Here is a 15,606-nt window from a genome sequence, read left to right on the forward strand (position 1 = left end):
TCTGCGAGAGAGCTGCGATGAAAATTACCCGCCTTACCACGCTGGTTGTGCCGCCACGCTGGCTGTTCCTCAAGATCGAAACCGATGAAGGCGTCACCGGCTGGGGCGAGCCTGTCGTCGAAGGCCGCGCGCACAGCGTCGCCGCGGCAGTGGATGAGCTGGCCGACTACCTGGTGGGGCGCGATCCGCGCAACGTCGAAGACCTCTGGACGGTGATGTACCGTGGCGGCTTCTACCGGGGCGGGCCCATTCTGATGAGCGCCATTGCCGGTATCGATCAGGCGCTGTGGGACATCAAGGGCAAGGCGTTGGGTGTCTCGGTCAGCGACTTGCTCGGTGGGCGGGTGCGCGAGCGTATCCGGGTGTACTCCTGGATTGGCGGGGATCGCCCGGCGGATACCGCCAACGCCGCCCGCGCTGCAGTGGCGCGTGGCTTCAGTGCAGTGAAGATGAACGCCAGCGAGGAGCTGCAGTTCGTCGACAGCCATGCCAAGGTCGATGCGGTGTTGGCGAACATGGCTGCCGTACGGGATGCGGTGGGCAGGAATATCGGTATTGGCGTGGATTTTCACGGCCGCGTGCACAAGCCCATGGCGAAGATCCTGATCAAGGAGCTCGAGGCGTATCGGCCGATGTTCATCGAGGAGCCGGTGCTCAGCGATAACTATGAGGCGCTCAAAGAGCTGGCGCCGCTGTCCTGTGCGCCCATCGCGCTGGGAGAACGGTTGTATTCGCGCTGGGATTTCAAACGCATCCTCGCCGACGGTTACGTCGACATCATTCAGCCGGACACCTCTCATGCCGGCGGCATCACCGAGACGCGCAAGATCGCCAGCATGGCCGAGGCCTACGACGTCGCGCTGGCGCTGCATTGCCCGCTCGGACCGATTGCGCTGGCGGCGTGCCTGCAGTTGGACGGCGTCTGCTACAACGCCTTCATTCAGGAGCAGAGCCTGGGCATCCATTACAACCAGGGCAACGACCTGCTCGACTACATCAGCAACCGGGAGGTGTTCGAGTACGAGGATGGCTTCGTCGCGATACCGAATGGGCCGGGGCTGGGCATCGAGATCAATGAGGATTACGTGCGGGAACAGGCGCGTATCGGCCATCGTTGGCGCAACCCGATCTGGCGTCACGCCGATGGCAGTGTGGCCGAGTGGTAGGGCGGCGACATGGTTGTAGTCAGGCGCACGGCAGGCCTCACGGCCCGTAGCTGCAGCAAGAGCCAAAAGCTTCGCCCCGAGGCGGGCCTCCCACAAAAGCGGCCAGCGCGCACCGAACCGCTGTAGGAGGTGCGCCCCGCGGCGAACGCTGGTTCGGATCCACAACGGTCTATGAAACCAACCGTGCTGCAAGCAAAGCGGCTGCTAAAAACGACCTCGCCAACCGCGAGGCTCGTTACAGCCTGAAGGCCCCTTGCGGGGCCTTCTGCATCAGGGCTTGGGAAATTTGTAGATCGTGGTCTGGGTGTAGGTCTCGCCCGGGTCGAGGCGAGTGCTCGGGAAGTCTGGTTGATTGGGCGAGTCCGGGTAGTGCTGCGTTTCCAGTGTGAAAGCGCTCCAGTGCGAGTAGGTCTTGCCGCCTTTGCCCTTGATGCTGCCGTCGAGGAAATTGCCGGTATAGAGCTGCACACCGGGCTCGGTGGTGTACATCAACAGCCGCCGTCCGGACTCGGGGTCGTGCACTTCGGTAGCCCGCTTGCTGAGGTCGCCATCGGTATCCAGCACCCAGTTGAAATCGAAGCCGCCGGCCTTGGCCTCGGCGAACTTCAATTGCTCGTGATCATCCTTTATGTGTTCGCCAAAGCGGGTCGGCTGGAGGAAATCCATCGGTGTGCCCTTCACCTCGGCCAGCTCGCCGGTGGGGATGAGTTTCTCGGTGACCGGTGTATAGCGCGAGGCGTGCAGCGTCGCGACCTGATCCAGCACGCTCGGGCTGCCAGCGCCGGCGAGGTTGAAGTAGCTGTGGTTGGTCAGGTTGAGCACGGTGGGTTTGTCGGTGGTGGCGCGGTACTGAATGCGCAGCTCGTTGTCTTCGTTGAGGCTGTAGGTCACATGGGTGGTCATTTTGCCTGGAAAGCCCATCTCGCCATCGGGCGACACGTAGCTCAGCTCGACACCGACCCAGCCGTCCTCGTCGGCGGGCCTGGCCTTCCAGACCCGTTTGTCGAAACCCTCCGGCCCGCCATGCAGGGCGTTGCTGCCGTCGTTCTGCGGGATCTGGTAGGTCTTGCCGTCGAGTTCGAAGCGGCCATCCGCGATGCGGTTGCCAAAGCGCCCGATAGTCGCGCCGAAGTAAACGTTGCCGTTCTTGATGTAGCCATCGACATCATCGAAGCCGAGCACGATGTCGTCGGTCTTGCCGTTCTTGTCCGGTATCAGCAATGACTGCAGCACGCCGCCGTAGGTGATCACCACCGCTTCCACCCCTTGGCTGTTTTTCAGGGTGTATTTTTCGATGGGCGTGCCGTCCGGCATCTTGCCGAAGCTGCCGTGCTGGTTGGACAGACCTGCCGCTTGGGCGCCGAATGTACTGATCATGAGAGACAGGGCAATTCCGTTGAGTAGCAATCTGGGTTGCATGGCTTCACCTGACATTGTTGTTGTTTTTTACGTGGTGCACGGCGCCAGGTCGGTGTAGCACCGTTGCGCCGGCTAAAGCCTAGACAGCCGAGCCATTCCGTCCCAATACGAATTACGGTGCCTGAGATATCCAAACCGATATCTCTCAAGTCCTGAAACATGGGTTGGTCAGGTGCGCTGGCGGACTTCATGTTGCGCCAGTGCCCACTCGACGTGTTCGCGCACCAGTTCAGATGGGTCCTCACGGCGAGCCTGCAGCGCTTCAAGCACGGGAATGCTCGAGGGTGCGTTGCCCAACCCGACGGCCAGATTGCGCAACCAGTTCTGGTAACCCGTCCGCCGCAGCGGCGAGCCTTCGGTACGGCTGAGAAATTCCGCTTCGGTCCAGCGAAACAGCGCCGCCAGTTCGGCATTGTCGAGGCTGTGGCGGGGCTGGAAGTCGGTCTGCTCAGTTGGTTTGGCGAAGCGATTCCAGGGGCAGACGATCTGGCAGTCGTCGCAGCCGAACACCCGGTTGCCGATCTTCGGCCGCAGCTCGACCGGTATCGGGCCTTTCAGCTCGATGGTGAGGTAGGAAATGCAGCGTCGCGCGTCCAGCATACGTTCCCCGACGAAGGCCTCGGTCGGGCAAATGTCCAAGCAGGCGTGGCAGCTGCCGCAGTGGTCGCGCGCACTGGGCTCGTCAACCGGCAAATCGATGTCTACGAAGAGTTCGCCGAGGAAGAACCAGCTTCCAGCCTTGCGGTTGAGCACCAGGGTGTTCTTGCCGATCCAGCCGAGGCCGGCCTGCTGCGCCACGGCTTTTTCCAGCACTGGCGCGCTGTCGACGAAGGCGCGGAAGCCGAAGGGACCTATGACTTGCTGAATGCGCTCGGCCAGCTGCTGCAGGCGCTTGCGGATCAGCTTGTGGTAGTCGCGCCCTAATGCGTAACGCGAGACGTAGGCCTTCTCGGGATGCGCCAGTTGCGCGGCCATGCGCGTGTCGCCCGGCAGGTAATCCATGCGTAACGACACGACTCGCAGCGTGCCCGGCACCAGCTGCTCCGGGTGGGAACGTTTGCTGCCGTGGGCAGCCATATAATCCATCTCGCCGTGATAGCCGGCTGCCAGCCAGCGCTCCAGGTGCGCTTCATGCTCGCCCAGGTCGACACCGGTGATGCCAACCTGCTGAAAGCCGAGCTCGCGTCCCCACTCCTTGATGGAGTCGGCAAGTGCGGCGGGGTCGAGAGTGGTGCTGGACATGGCTTCGGTTGTCGGGCGTTACGGCGTGTGATGGGCAACTGGTGTTCGTTTCGGTGCGGTGGCTGTTACAGCTGCCGCGCTGTGCGCCCTGAGGTGGTGACATCCATTGTTGTCCGCCGTCGACGCGCTGCGGGCGGCCAGGCAGGCGCATGCGTATAATTCTGCCAGATATTCGCTCGGGTGATTCATGTCCCAGACCACCGATACACTCCCCAACCGTCTTTACTCGGCCGCGCAGGTACGCGAACTCGACGCTCGGCTGATCGCCGCCGGGACGCCCGGTTTCGAACTGATGCAGCGCGCCGCCCACGCAGCCTGGCGTGCCTTGCGCCGGCGTTGGCCGGATAGCGCTGAAGTCACCGTCCTGGCTGGGCGCGGCAATAACGCTGGAGACGGGTACCTGATCGCAGCGCTGGCGCAGCGCGCCGGTCGTGAGGTTCAGGTCATCGCAGTGGGTGATCCCCTCCAGCTGCAGGGCGATGCTGCCAGCGCCTTCAATGAAGCACAGGCAGCCGGCGTGCGGGTGACCCCCTGGTCGTCTGGCGCCGAGCTGCGCGGTGTGCTGGTCGATGCGCTGCTCGGCACAGGGATTACCGGCGAGGTGCGCGAACCGTACGCCAGCGCCATTCGCGCCATGAACGAAAGTGAGCTAGCGATCCTTGCAGTCGATTTGCCATCGGGGCTGTGTGCCGACACCGGGCGCCTGCTCGGCGAGGTGGTGCGTGCCGAGCTGACTGTGACATTCATCGGGCTCAAGCTCGGGCTGTTCACTGGAGAGGGGCCGGATCGGATCGGCGCGCTGGTCTTCGATGACCTACAAGGCGACGCGCAGGTGGTCGAGCAGAGTGCGTACGCCGCCGTGCGTTTGTCCGAAGCGGTCCTGCCCAAGCTCGCGCCCCGTTCCCCGACCGCTCATAAAGGGAGCTTCGGTCAGGTACTGGTCATTGGCGGTGACCTTGGCACGGGCGGTGCTGCCTTGCTGACAGCCGAAGCGGCACTGCGCTGCGGGGCCGGCATGGTGACCCTGGCAACGCGGCCGGAGCATGTCACCGCCTCGCTGGTGCGGCGCCCGGAGATCATGTGCAGTGGTGTCGAATCCACCTATGCGCTGACGGGGCTGACCGGACGCGCCGATGTGCTGGTCATCGGGCCAGGCCTGGGGCAAGCGCCGTGGGGGCGCAGTTTGCTGTCGCTGGCTCCGCAGTGCCGCATGCCTCAAGTGTGGGACGCCGATGCGCTGAACCTGCTGGCGACCGGCGCGGTCGAGTTGCCGAGTGATTGCCTGCTGACGCCGCACCCAGGCGAGGCCGCACGGTTGTTGGGCATGACGGTCGCACAGGTCCAGGCCGATCGTCCCGCGGCAACCCAAGCACTGGCAAAGCGCTACAGTTGTAGCGTACTGCTCAAAGGCGCAGGTACGCTGATCGCAGGACCTGATGGACGTTTGGCGCTATGTGATCGCGGCCATCCGGCCATGGCCAGTGCGGGGCTGGGCGACGTTCTGGCGGGCGTCGCGGGCGCCCTACTGGCGCAAGGCCTTAGGCCGTTCGATGCAGCCTGTCTGGCCGTGTGGCTGCATGCCGTGGCCGGTGAGCGCGCCGGCGAGCAAGGCCGTGGATTGGCCGCCGTCGATATGATCCCAGCCATTCGCCAGCTGCTCGAGGAACAATCGCCATGCCGGATGTGACGCTATTTGCAGCCGACGAAGCGGAGATGCTGGCGCTGGGTGCGACCATCGCCCGGGCGACCGATGGTCGGGGCGTGATCTATCTGCATGGTGATCTCGGCGCAGGCAAGACGACGTTGTCGCGCGGGCTGATTCGCGGTTTCGGACATGAGGGCAAGGTCAAAAGCCCGACCTTTACCTTGGTCGAACCTTACGAAACGCCGGCCGCACGCGTCTTTCACTTCGACCTGTACCGGCTCGTCGATCCGGAAGAACTGGAGTTTCTGGGCATTCGCGACTATTTCGAAGGGGACGCATTGTGCCTGGTAGAGTGGCCAGAACGTGGCGCCGGCATTTTGCCAAAGGCCGACCTGGACATTACCATTACGCCCCAAGGCGCTGGCCGCTCGCTGCGTCTGACGCCGCGAGGCGAACGTGGAGTTGGCTGGTGTTCTGTCCTGACCATCGGTAATCAATGAATAACATGGGGTTGGGTATGCGCATGCGCGCGCTGGTAAGTGGTTTGGCATTGATGCTCGCGGCCGTGCAGGCCCTGGCTGCTTCCGACGTGCAGAGCGTGCGTTTGTGGCGGGCGCCGGATAATACGCGTCTGGTATTCGATCTCTCCGGTCCGGTAAAGCACAGCGTGTTCACCCTGACGGCGCCGGATCGCATTGTGATCGACGTCGATGGCGGTAATCTGCCCAAGCCGTTCGAGCAGTTGCCACTGGAAAAAACGCCCATCTCCGGGCTGCGTGCGGCCAAGTACGATGCCGATACGTTGCGGGTGGTTATCGACCTCTCTGCTCAGGTGACGCCCAAGAGTTTTACCCTGACCCCGAATCAGCAGTACGGTCATCGGCTCGTAGTCGATCTGTACGATGAGGGCGCCGACCCGTCCGCAACCGCAGACGTGCCGGCGACGACCACGCCGAGCACACCCGCCGCGCCCGTATCACCAACCTTGCCGTCGCTCAGTTTGCCGTCGCTGCCAAGCAGCAAGCGTGACATCGTGATCGCTATCGATGCCGGCCATGGCGGCGAGGATCCAGGGGCGATCGGCCCGGGTAAGATCTACGAGAAGAACGTGGTGCTGCAGATTTCCAAGGAGTTGCAACGCCAGATCAACGCCGAAAAGGGCTTCCGCGCCGAACTGGTACGCACGGGGGACTACTTCATTCCGCTGCGCAAACGCACCGAGATTGCCCGCAAGAAGGGCGCGGATCTGTTCGTCTCGATACACGCCGATGCGGCGCCTCGTTCGTCCGCCTATGGTGCCTCGGTGTTCGCCCTGTCGGATCGAGGCGCTACCTCGGAAACCGCACGTTGGCTAGCTGACAGCGAAAACCGTTCGGATCTGATTGGCGGCGCCGGCAATGTCAGCTTGGGAGACAAGGATCAGATGCTCGCTGGCGTGCTGCTGGATCTATCGATGACCGCCTCGCTCTCATCCAGCCTCAACATTGGGCAAAAGGTCTTGAGCAATATGGGACGTATCACGCCGTTGCACAAAAGCCGAGTGGAGCAGGCTGGATTCATGGTGCTGAAATCTCCGGACATTCCTTCAATCCTGGTGGAAACCGGCTTCATCTCCAACCCGTCCGAAGCGCGCAAACTGCAAACCTCCGCCCATCAACAATCGCTGGCACGCTCGATTCGCAGTGGTGTGCGGCAGTTCTTCCAGGAAAACCCGCCCCCCGGAACCTACATCGCCTGGATGCGGGACTCAGGCAAGATCGCCAGTGCGCCTCGCGAACACGTGGTTCGCTCCGGTGAAAGCCTGGCGCTGCTTGCCGAGCGCTATCAGATCAGCCTGTCGGCGCTGCGCAGTGCCAACAGCCTGAAGAGCGACGTGATCAAAATCGGTCAGACTCTGACGATTCCTGCCACCACCCTGGCGGCCCAGCCATGACCGAGGCGGCGCGTATCCAGCTGCTCAATCCACGGCTGGCGAATCAGATTGCGGCGGGGGAAGTGGTTGAGCGACCCGCTTCGGTTATCAAGGAGCTGCTGGAAAACAGCCTCGATTCGGGTGCCTCACGTATCGAGGTGGATGTCGAACAAGGCGGGGTGAAATTGCTTCGCGTGCGTGACGATGGCTGTGGGATTCCCGCCGACGACTTGCCGCTGGCGCTGGCCCGGCATGCGACCAGCAAGATTCGCGATCTTGAAGACTTGGAGCGGGTGATGAGCCTGGGCTTCCGGGGCGAGGCGCTGGCGTCGATCAGTTCGGTGTCGCGTTTGACGCTCACGTCACGTACCGCTGACGCCGCCGAGGCCTGGCAGGTCGAAACCGAAGGTCGCGACATGGAAGCTCGTGTCCAGCCAGCGGCGCATCCGGTTGGTACGTCCGTCGAAGTGCGCGACCTGTTCTTCAATACGCCGGCCCGCCGCAAGTTCCTGCGCACCGAGAAGACCGAGTTCGACCATTTGCAGGAAGTGATCAAGCGACTGGCTTTGGCGCGCTTCGACGTGGCCTTCCATTTGCGCCACAACGGCAAGGTGGTGCTTGCGCTGCATCAGGCCTGCGATGCCGCATCGCGGGCACGGCGTGTGGCGTCGGTGTGCGGTCCAGCCTTTCTCGAGCAGGCGCTGCCCGTGGAAATCGAGCGCAACGGCTTGCATCTTTGGGGCTGGGTCGGTTTGCCGACATTTTCGCGCAGCCAGGCGGATCTGCAGTATTTCTACGTCAACGGACGCATGGTCCGTGACAAGCTGGTCGCCCATGCCGTGCGGCAGGCGTACCGCGACGTGTTGTTCAATGGTCGTCATCCAACCTTCGTGCTGTTTCTCGATGTCGATCCGGCGGTGGTGGATGTCAATGTCCACCCGACTAAACACGAGGTGCGTTTCCGCGATAACCGCATGGTGCACGACTTCCTGTACGGCACTTTGCACCGCGCGCTCGGTGATGTGCGTCCGGAAGATCAGCTCGCTGCGCCGACCAGCGCTGCGCCGGTCGCCCAGGTCAGCGGTCTGGCCGCCGGGGAATTCGCCGGGCAGAACGAGATGAGTCTCGCCGCCAGCGTGCTCGAGCAGCCGCAGGGCGAACAGCCAGCTTGGCGAGGGGCCGGTGCCGGCTATCAGACACCCCGGCCAATGCCGGTGGGGAATGTTGCCGAAGCTCAGGGCGCCTATCGGGAGTTCTTTTCGCCACTGGCCGAAGTCGGTCCGGCGGCGTTGCCGGAGAGTCAGCACGATATTCCGCCGTTGGGCTATGCGCTGGCCCAGCTCAAGGGCATCTACATTCTGGCGGAGAATGCGCAGGGGCTGGTGCTGGTGGATATGCACGCCGCTCACGAGCGGATCATGTATGAGCGGCTGAAAACCGCGATGGCCAGTGAGGGTTTGCGAGGGCAACCATTATTGGTGCCCGAGTCGATCGCAGTTGCCCAGCGAGAGGCTGACTGTGCCGAGGAGCACGCTCACTGGTTTAAGATGCTCGGTTTCGAGCTGCAGCGACTGGGGCCGGAAAGCCTGGCGATTCGCCAGATCCCTTCGTTGCTCAAGCAAGCCGAAGCGACGCGACTGGTTCAGGATGTGCTCGCTGATCTGCTGGAATACGGCACCAGTGACCGCATTCAGGCGCATCTCAACGAGTTGCTGGGCACCATGGCCTGCCACGGGGCGGTTCGAGCCAACCGGCGCCTTACCCTGCCGGAGATGAATGGTCTGTTGCGCGATATGGAGCAGACCGAGCGCAGCGGTCAGTGCAATCATGGTCGCCCGACTTGGACCCAGATGGGTATGAGTGAGCTGGACAAGCTGTTCCTCAGGGGGCGGTAAGTTCTATTCGCCAGCCTCGCGGTTACATCGGTTGCGCGTTGCGTAGCCAAATCACCTTCCTCTCGAGCTCTCGATGTCCCAACTGCCTCCCGCCATTTTCCTCATGGGTCCCACTGCCGCAGGCAAGACCGATCTCGCAATGGAGCTTGCTAGACAGTTGCCCTGTGATCTGATCAGTGTGGATTCGGCGCTGGTATATAGGGGCATGGATATCGGCACCGCCAAGCCCTCGACAGAGCTGCTGCAGGCGTTTCCCCACCGGTTGATCGACATTCGTGATCCGGCGCAGAGCTACTCGGCGGCCGATTTTGTCGGTGACGCACTGGCCGCGATGGCGGAAAGTACCGCGGCAGGGCGTATCCCGCTGCTGGTTGGCGGCACCATGCTGTATTTCAAGGCGTTGAGCGAAGGCCTCGCCGATATGCCCGCTGCCGACGCATCGGTGCGCGCCGAGCTGGAAGCGCAGGCGGAGGCCGAGGGGCTGGCGGCGCTTCATCGGCAGTTGGCAGAAGTCGACCCGGAGTCTGCGGCGCGGATTCATCCCAACGACCCTCAGCGTCTGATCAGGGCGCTTGAGGTCTACCGAGTCAGCGGTATCAACATGAGTGAGCACCGTGCCCGACAAAGGTTGCAAAAAGCTGGAGCAGGCACGCCAGACGGCTGCGTCTTGCCTTATACTGTCGCGCAGTTGTCCGTTGCGCCCGCGCAGCGACAGGTCTTGCACGAGCGTATCGAACAACGCTTCGTGGCGATGGTTGAACAGGGCTTTGTCGAGGAGGTCGAAACCCTTCGTAGGCGTGGCGATCTGCATCCCGAACTGCCTTCCATGCGCGCCGTAGGCTATCGTCAGGTCTGGAGTTATCTGGACGGTGCCTATTCGCGAGAGGAAATGGTTCAGCGCGGCGTCATCGCCACCCGGCAACTGGCTAAGCGTCAATTGACTTGGTTGCGGGGGTGGGAGGGGGTTCACTGGTTGGAAAGTTCGGCCTGCGACAATCTGCCGCGAGCATTGAAATACTTGAAGACGCTCACCATATTGAGCTGACACTGCAATTCGACCGGCTATTCTCAAATCACTGATCGGCCGTGTTTGATTCTAAAAATTAATGAAAAGATCCTTTAAGGAGTGCGGCACATGTCAAAAGGGCATTCGCTACAAGACCCTTACCTGAACACTTTGCGTAAGGAACGCGTTCCGGTTTCCATCTACCTGGTCAACGGCATCAAGCTCCAGGGTCAGATCGAGTCATTCGACCAATTCGTTATCCTCTTGAAGAACACCGTTAGTCAGATGGTCTACAAGCACGCTATCTCGACCGTCGTTCCTGGCCGTCCGGTGCGCCTGCCTGCAGCCGGCGATGCGGAGCAGTCAGAGTCGGGTAACGACTAAAGGGGGCCTTCATTGTTCTTCGAACGTCCCGATGGTGGTGAGCGGGCTATCCTGGTTCATCTGGATGGTCAGGATCCAGCGGCGCGTGAAGACCCTCAGGAGTTTCGGGAGCTGGCACGCTCAGCGGGCGCCGAAACTGTCGGTTTCGTCAATGTGGCCAGGCATCAACCTTCCGCCAAGTTTTTGATCGGTAGCGGCAAGGTCGAGGAGTTGCACGATCTCGTCAAGGATGGCGAGGTCGAGTTGGTCATCTTTAATCACATTCTGACACCCAGTCAGGAGCGCAATCTCGAACGTGCGCTCGAGTGCCGCGTGCTCGATCGAACCGGTTTGATTCTGGATATCTTTGCCCAGCGTGCACGGACGCACGAAGGTAAGCTGCAGGTCGAGTTGGCTCAGCTGGAACATATGAGCACGCGCCTGGTACGTGGCTGGACTCACCTTGAACGGCAGAAGGGTGGTATCGGTCTGCGTGGCCCGGGCGAGACCCAGTTGGAAACAGACCGTCGCCTGTTGCGCGTGCGTATCCGTCAGATCAAACAGCGCCTGGAAAAGGTACGTGGCCAGCGTGAGCAGGCTCGCCGGGGGCGCCGCCGTGCGGATATTCCGCTGATATCCCTGGTGGGCTATACCAACGCCGGCAAGTCTACGTTGTTCAATGCGTTGACCGAATCCGACGTCTACGCTGCCGACCAGTTGTTCGCCACGCTCGATCCGACCTTGCGTCGTCTGGAGCTGGGCGACCTGGGGCCGGTAGTGCTTGCCGATACGGTGGGCTTCATTCGCCACCTGCCGCACAAACTGGTCGAATCCTTCCGGGCCACACTCGAAGAGTCGAGCAATGCTGATCTGCTGCTGCATGTCATCGATGCGCATGAGCCCGAGCGCGATCAGCAGATCGAGCAGGTGCTGGCGGTGCTGACCGAGATCGGCGCAAATGAGCTGCCGATTTTGGAGGTCTACAACAAGGTGGATCTGCTGGAAGGTATCGAGCCGCAGATCCAACGCAACGCTGACGGTGTGCCGCAGCGGGTCTGGGTGTCGGCACAGAAGGGGCTGGGCCTCGATCTGCTGAAGCAAGCCGTCGCCGAATTGCTCGGCAATGATTTATTCGTGGGCACGCTTCGACTTCCGCAGCGCCTTGGGCGGCTGCGAGCGCAATTGTTCGACTTGGGAGCGGTGCAGTCCGAGTCCCATGACGACGAGGGTGGCAGCCTGCTTGACGTACGACTACAGCGAGTCGAGCTGCACCGCCTGATAAGCCGAGCAGGCCTCGAGGTGGAGCAGTTCTTCGAACAACACACTTTGCAATAAAGCTCGGGGGGCTTTTGAGCCGTTCGTTCCGGGCTTTCGGTAGCATTGGCGGGCGTGCCGTTTGGCGCGTCTTTAGCTTTATTTGAATGGAGAGCGCTATGGCTTGGAATGAGCCGGGTGGCAACTCGAACAACCAGGATCCCTGGGGTAGCGGTGGCGGTGGTCGTCGCGGCGGTGGCGATCAGAAAGGTCCGCCGGACCTGGATGAAGCTTTCCGTAAATTACAGGACAGCCTCAATGGCATGTTCGGTGGCAAGAAGCGTAGCGGCGGTTCCTCAGGTGGCGGTGCCGGGCGGCGTGGCGGGTTCGGGCTGGTCTGGGTCGGTCTGGTGCTGCTGCTCGCCGTCTGGCTGTTCAACGCGATCTATATCGTCGATGAGCAGGAGCAAGCTGTGGTATTGCGCTTCGGTAAGTATCACGAAACCGTAGGGCCGGGTTTGAACATCTATTTCCCGCCGTTCGATCGTAAGTTCCAGGCCAATGTCACCCGTGAGCGCTCCTACAGCAAGCAGGGGCAGATGCTCACCGAAGATGAGAACATCATCGAAGTGCCACTGACTGTGCAGTACAAGATCAGCGACCTGCAGGCCTTTGTGCTCAACGTTGAAGATCCGGAGGCCTCTTTGCAGCATGCGACCGACAGTGCCGTGCGCCACGTGGTGGGCTCGACGGCCATGGATCAGGTGCTGACCGAGGGTCGTGAGGCCATGGCGGGTGAGGTGAAGGAACGCCTGCAGCGCTTCCTCGATAACTACGGCACCGGCATCATCGTCACGCAGGTCAACCTCCAAAGCGCGGCGGCACCGCGTGAAGTGCAGGAAGCATTCGATGATGTGATCCGTGCGCGTGAAGACGAGCAGCGCGAGAAGAATCAGGCCGAGTCCTATGCCAACGGCGTCATCCCTGAAGCGCGCGGCCAGGCTCAGCGCATGCTGGAAGAGGCCAGTGGCTACCGCGATGCGGTGATCTCACGTGCTCAGGGTGAGGCGGATCGCTTCTCCAAACTGGTTGCCGAATACCGCAAGGCCCCGGACGTCACGCGTGAACGCCTCTACTTGGAAACCATGCAAGAGCTCATGAGCAATACCAGCAAGGTTCTCGTAACTGGTGAGAAGGGCCAGAACAATCTGCTCTATCTGCCGCTGGATAAGATGATCAACAGCCGTGGCGCTTCTTCCGAGCGTTCTGCTGCGACATCCTCTTCGGGCGCTTCGACTCAAACCACACGACTGCCTCCGGAGCTGGATCCGCGTGAAGTGCGTACAAGGGAGGTCCGCTAATGAGCAATAAATCCCTGACCGCCCTGATTGTGGGTGTGGTGCTGGCGATCGTGCTGTGGAACAGCTTTTACATCGTCTCCCAAACTGAGCGTGCGGTGATGTTGCGCTTCGGTCGTATCGTCGAGCCCGATGTTAAGCCAGGGCTGCACTTGAAGATCCCGTACGTGAACAGCGTGCGCAAGTTCGACGCGCGCCTGATGACCCTCGATACCAGTACGGCGCGCTTCCTGACGCTGGAAAAGAAAGCGTTGATGGTCGACTCCTACGCCAAGTGGCGTGTGGATGATGCCGAGCGCTTCTATACCGCAACGTCCGGTATGAAGCAGATCGCCGATGAGCGACTGGCGCGGCGACTAGAGGCTGCGTTGCGAGACCAGTTCGGTAAGCGAACCCTGCACGAGTCGGTGTCGGGGCAGCGCGATGAGCTGATGAGTCTGGTGACCAACAGCTTGAATCGTGCGGCTCAGCAAGAGCTTGGTATCGAAGTGGTGGATGTTCGCGTCAAGGGCATCGATCTTCCTCGCGAAGTGAATCGCAGCGTGTTCGAGCGCATGAGCTCCGAGCGTGAGCGTGAAGCGCGCGAGCATCGGGCCAAAGGTAAGGAGCTGGCTGAAGGCATTCGCGCTGATGCTGATCGTCAGCGTCGCGTTCTGCTGGCCGAGGCGTTCCGCGAGGCCGAGGAGCTGCGCGGTGATGGTGATGCGCAGGCGGCAGCCATTTATGCCGCGGCGTATGGCCAGGATCGGGAGTTCTACTCCTTCCATCGCAGTCTGCAGGCCTATCGCGAAAGCTTCGCCAACAAGGAAGACGTGCTGGTACTGGATCCACAGAGTGATTTTTTCCGCTACCTGGAATCCTCGACGGCCCAGTGATCCTGAGGTCCCCGGTAGGACGATATCGTCCACCGGGTGACCCGTTGGCGAAACATTGTTATGATCCGCGAGCCGGGGAGAACCCGGCTTTTTTGCGTCTGCGCCCCAGTGGAAAGCAGACGGACCCTTGCATGGTTAACCATGCTAATCCCCTTGCGGGGCGTGGCGCTGTCGCCATGGTTCGAACACAATCGCACGCGACCGATGGGCGGCTCAGGCTGTAGCCCCGGTGTTCGTCTGCTTGACTAGGCTTGCCGTATCGAGAGGTGATTGGCGAAATGGCAACGGTAGACCGCTGGCTCCTGCCAGATGGCATCGAAGAGGTGCTGCCGCCCGAGGCGGCGCGTATCGAAACCGCGCGACGTCGCGTGCTGGATCTGTTCCAGCGCTGGGGCTACGAGTTGGTCATCACTCCACATGTGGAGTTTCTCGAGTCACTGCTTACCGGCGCGGGGCAGGATCTTGATCTCAAGACGTTCAAGGTCATCGATCCGTTGTCGGGCCGACAAATGGGTTTGCGCGCCGACATCACACCGCAGGTGGCGCGTGTGGATGCGCACACTTTGCGCCGCGAAGGTCCCAGCCGCCTGTGCTACGCCGGCAGCGTGCTGCATGCCAAGCCGCAAGCGCTCGCTACTTCCCGTAGCCCGATCCAGCTGGGCGCCGAGCTTTACGGTGACAGCAGCACCTCCAGTGATCTCGAGGTGATCAGCTTGATGCTGGAAACCCTTGGGCTCGCCGATGTGCCTGATGTGCATATGGACCTGGGGCACGTAGGCATCTATCGCGGGCTGGCGCGTGCGGCGGGCTTGTCTGGGGATGTCGAGCAGCGCCTGTTCGATGCGCTACAGCGCAAGGCGATGGACGAGATCGCGGCGCTGACGGCCGATGTAGAGCCGGCGCTCGCGAGCATGCTGCGCGCGCTTGCGCGACTCTGTGGCGGGCGTGAGACATTGGATGCTGCGCGTGCTGCTCTGGCTGGTGCGCCAGCCGTGGTGCGCGAAGCGCTCGAGGGTCTCGTTCAGATCGCCGACCAGCTTGCGTTGCGGTATCCGGCTCTCCCGCTGTATTTCGATCTGGGTGAGCTTCGGGGCTATCACTATCACACCGGAGTGGTGTTTGCGGTGTTCGTACCGGGTGTCGGACAGTCGATCGCTCAGGGCGGTCGTTATGATGATATTGGCGCGGACTTCGGGCGGGCACGTCCTGCGACTGGCTTTTCGACGGATTTGAAGACCTTGGTCAGTCTAGGTAACGCCGAGCTCATGACTCCCGTCGTGGGTATATGGGCACCCCACAGCGCCGACCCTGCGTTATGGCAGACGATCTGCCGTCTGCGCGAGCAGGGTGAGCGCGTGGTGCAGGCCCTCGACGGTCAGCAGGGTGGCGCGGCCATAAGCGTTGGTTGCGACCGGCAGCTACTGTTGCAAGAAGGTTCCTGGACGATAACGCCGCTGGCTCGCTGATGTGG

The 15,606-nt window shown here is 61.8% G+C and carries 13 protein-coding genes; 11 read left to right on the forward strand and 2 right to left on the reverse strand.

The window, feature by feature from the left end:
* Window positions 1-17: 17 nt before the first annotated feature.
* Window positions 18-1,166, forward strand: a complete 1,149-nt coding sequence (gene dgoD / locus UF78_RS03925; RefSeq protein WP_045160734.1) for a galactonate dehydratase — start codon at window positions 18-20, stop codon at window positions 1,164-1,166.
* 270 nt (window positions 1,167-1,436) lie between these two features.
* On the opposite strand, the gene UF78_RS03930 is transcribed toward dgoD, so the two are convergent.
* Window positions 1,437-2,585, reverse strand: a complete 1,149-nt coding sequence (locus tag UF78_RS03930) for an aldose epimerase family protein (RefSeq protein WP_045160735.1) — start codon at window positions 2,583-2,585, stop codon at window positions 1,437-1,439.
* A gap of 168 nt (window positions 2,586-2,753) precedes the next feature.
* Entirely contained in the window at window positions 2,754-3,827 is a 1,074-nt protein-coding gene (gene queG, locus UF78_RS03935; RefSeq protein WP_045160736.1) for a tRNA epoxyqueuosine(34) reductase QueG, read from the reverse strand.
* Between the two features lie 187 nt (window positions 3,828-4,014).
* Here queG and UF78_RS03940 point away from each other — a divergent pair, with 187 nt between their 5' ends.
* The 10 genes from UF78_RS03940 (at window position 4,015) to UF78_RS03985 (ending at window position 15,601) form a co-directional block, all read left to right on the forward strand.
* Entirely contained in the window at window positions 4,015-5,514 is a 1,500-nt protein-coding gene (locus UF78_RS03940) for a bifunctional ADP-dependent NAD(P)H-hydrate dehydratase/NAD(P)H-hydrate epimerase (RefSeq protein ID WP_045160737.1), read from the forward strand.
* Window positions 5,502-5,972: a tRNA (adenosine(37)-N6)-threonylcarbamoyltransferase complex ATPase subunit type 1 TsaE gene (gene tsaE, locus UF78_RS03945; RefSeq protein ID WP_045160739.1), complete on the forward strand. Its 471-nt coding sequence runs from the start codon at window positions 5,502-5,504 to the stop codon at window positions 5,970-5,972. Before UF78_RS03940 ends, tsaE begins: the two co-directional genes overlap by 13 nt.
* Window positions 5,973-5,977: 5 nt before the next feature.
* Entirely contained in the window at window positions 5,978-7,405 is a 1,428-nt protein-coding gene (locus tag UF78_RS03950) for an N-acetylmuramoyl-L-alanine amidase (protein ID WP_230623571.1), read from the forward strand.
* Window positions 7,402-9,279, forward strand: a complete 1,878-nt coding sequence (gene mutL / locus UF78_RS03955; protein WP_045160740.1) for a DNA mismatch repair endonuclease MutL — start codon at window positions 7,402-7,404, stop codon at window positions 9,277-9,279. Before UF78_RS03950 ends, mutL begins: the two co-directional genes overlap by 4 nt.
* A 73-nt stretch (window positions 9,280-9,352) precedes the next feature.
* A complete protein-coding gene (gene miaA, locus UF78_RS03960; protein WP_045160741.1) occupies window positions 9,353-10,324 on the forward strand; it encodes a tRNA (adenosine(37)-N6)-dimethylallyltransferase MiaA in 972 nt (323 codons plus the stop codon).
* Window positions 10,325-10,414: 90 nt separating this feature from the next.
* On the forward strand, window positions 10,415-10,669 hold the full coding sequence (gene hfq, locus UF78_RS03965) for an RNA chaperone Hfq (protein ID WP_021206763.1): 255 nt from the start codon (window positions 10,415-10,417) through the stop codon (window positions 10,667-10,669).
* Window positions 10,670-10,681: 12 nt separating this feature from the next.
* On the forward strand, window positions 10,682-11,983 hold the full coding sequence (gene hflX, locus UF78_RS03970) for a ribosome rescue GTPase HflX (protein WP_045160743.1): 1,302 nt from the start codon (window positions 10,682-10,684) through the stop codon (window positions 11,981-11,983).
* 98 nt (window positions 11,984-12,081) lie between these two features.
* Window positions 12,082-13,263, forward strand: coding sequence for an FtsH protease activity modulator HflK (gene hflK / locus UF78_RS03975; protein ID WP_045160744.1), 1,182 nt, complete (start codon window positions 12,082-12,084; stop codon window positions 13,261-13,263).
* Window positions 13,263-14,135, forward strand: a complete 873-nt coding sequence (hflC, locus tag UF78_RS03980) for a protease modulator HflC (RefSeq protein WP_045160745.1) — start codon at window positions 13,263-13,265, stop codon at window positions 14,133-14,135. Before hflK ends, hflC begins: the two co-directional genes overlap by 1 nt.
* Window positions 14,136-14,413: 278 nt before the next feature.
* On the forward strand, window positions 14,414-15,601 hold the full coding sequence (locus tag UF78_RS03985; RefSeq protein ID WP_045160746.1) for an ATP phosphoribosyltransferase regulatory subunit: 1,188 nt from the start codon (window positions 14,414-14,416) through the stop codon (window positions 15,599-15,601).
* Window positions 15,602-15,606: the final 5 nt, after the last annotated feature.

The sequence above is a fragment of the Stutzerimonas stutzeri genome, assembly GCF_000952685.1.
Taxonomy (GTDB): Bacteria; Pseudomonadota; Gammaproteobacteria; order Pseudomonadales; family Pseudomonadaceae; genus Stutzerimonas; species Stutzerimonas stutzeri_E.

Bases quoted from the DNA above. Each gene is read 5' to 3' on its own strand.
- hfq (WP_021206763.1), top strand. From the start codon at position 10,415: ATGTCAAAAGGGCATTCGCTACAAGACCCTTACCTGAACACTTTGCGT.
- mutL (WP_045160740.1), top strand. From the start codon at position 7,402: ATGACCGAGGCGGCGCGTATCCAGCTGCTCAATCCACGGCTGGCGAAT.
- UF78_RS03940 (WP_045160737.1), top strand. From the start codon at position 4,015: ATGTCCCAGACCACCGATACACTCCCCAACCGTCTTTACTCGGCCGCG.
- miaA (WP_045160741.1), top strand. From the start codon at position 9,353: ATGTCCCAACTGCCTCCCGCCATTTTCCTCATGGGTCCCACTGCCGCA.
- tsaE (WP_045160739.1), top strand. From the start codon at position 5,502: ATGCCGGATGTGACGCTATTTGCAGCCGACGAAGCGGAGATGCTGGCG.
- UF78_RS03985 (WP_045160746.1), top strand. From the start codon at position 14,414: ATGGCAACGGTAGACCGCTGGCTCCTGCCAGATGGCATCGAAGAGGTG.
- UF78_RS03930 (WP_045160735.1), bottom strand. From the start codon at position 2,585: ATGCAACCCAGATTGCTACTCAACGGAATTGCCCTGTCTCTCATGATC.
- UF78_RS03950 (WP_230623571.1), top strand. From the start codon at position 5,978: ATGGGGTTGGGTATGCGCATGCGCGCGCTGGTAAGTGGTTTGGCATTG.
- queG (WP_045160736.1), bottom strand. From the start codon at position 3,827: ATGTCCAGCACCACTCTCGACCCCGCCGCACTTGCCGACTCCATCAAG.
- hflC (WP_045160745.1), top strand. From the start codon at position 13,263: ATGAGCAATAAATCCCTGACCGCCCTGATTGTGGGTGTGGTGCTGGCG.
- dgoD (WP_045160734.1), top strand. From the start codon at position 18: ATGAAAATTACCCGCCTTACCACGCTGGTTGTGCCGCCACGCTGGCTG.
- hflK (WP_045160744.1), top strand. From the start codon at position 12,082: ATGGCTTGGAATGAGCCGGGTGGCAACTCGAACAACCAGGATCCCTGG.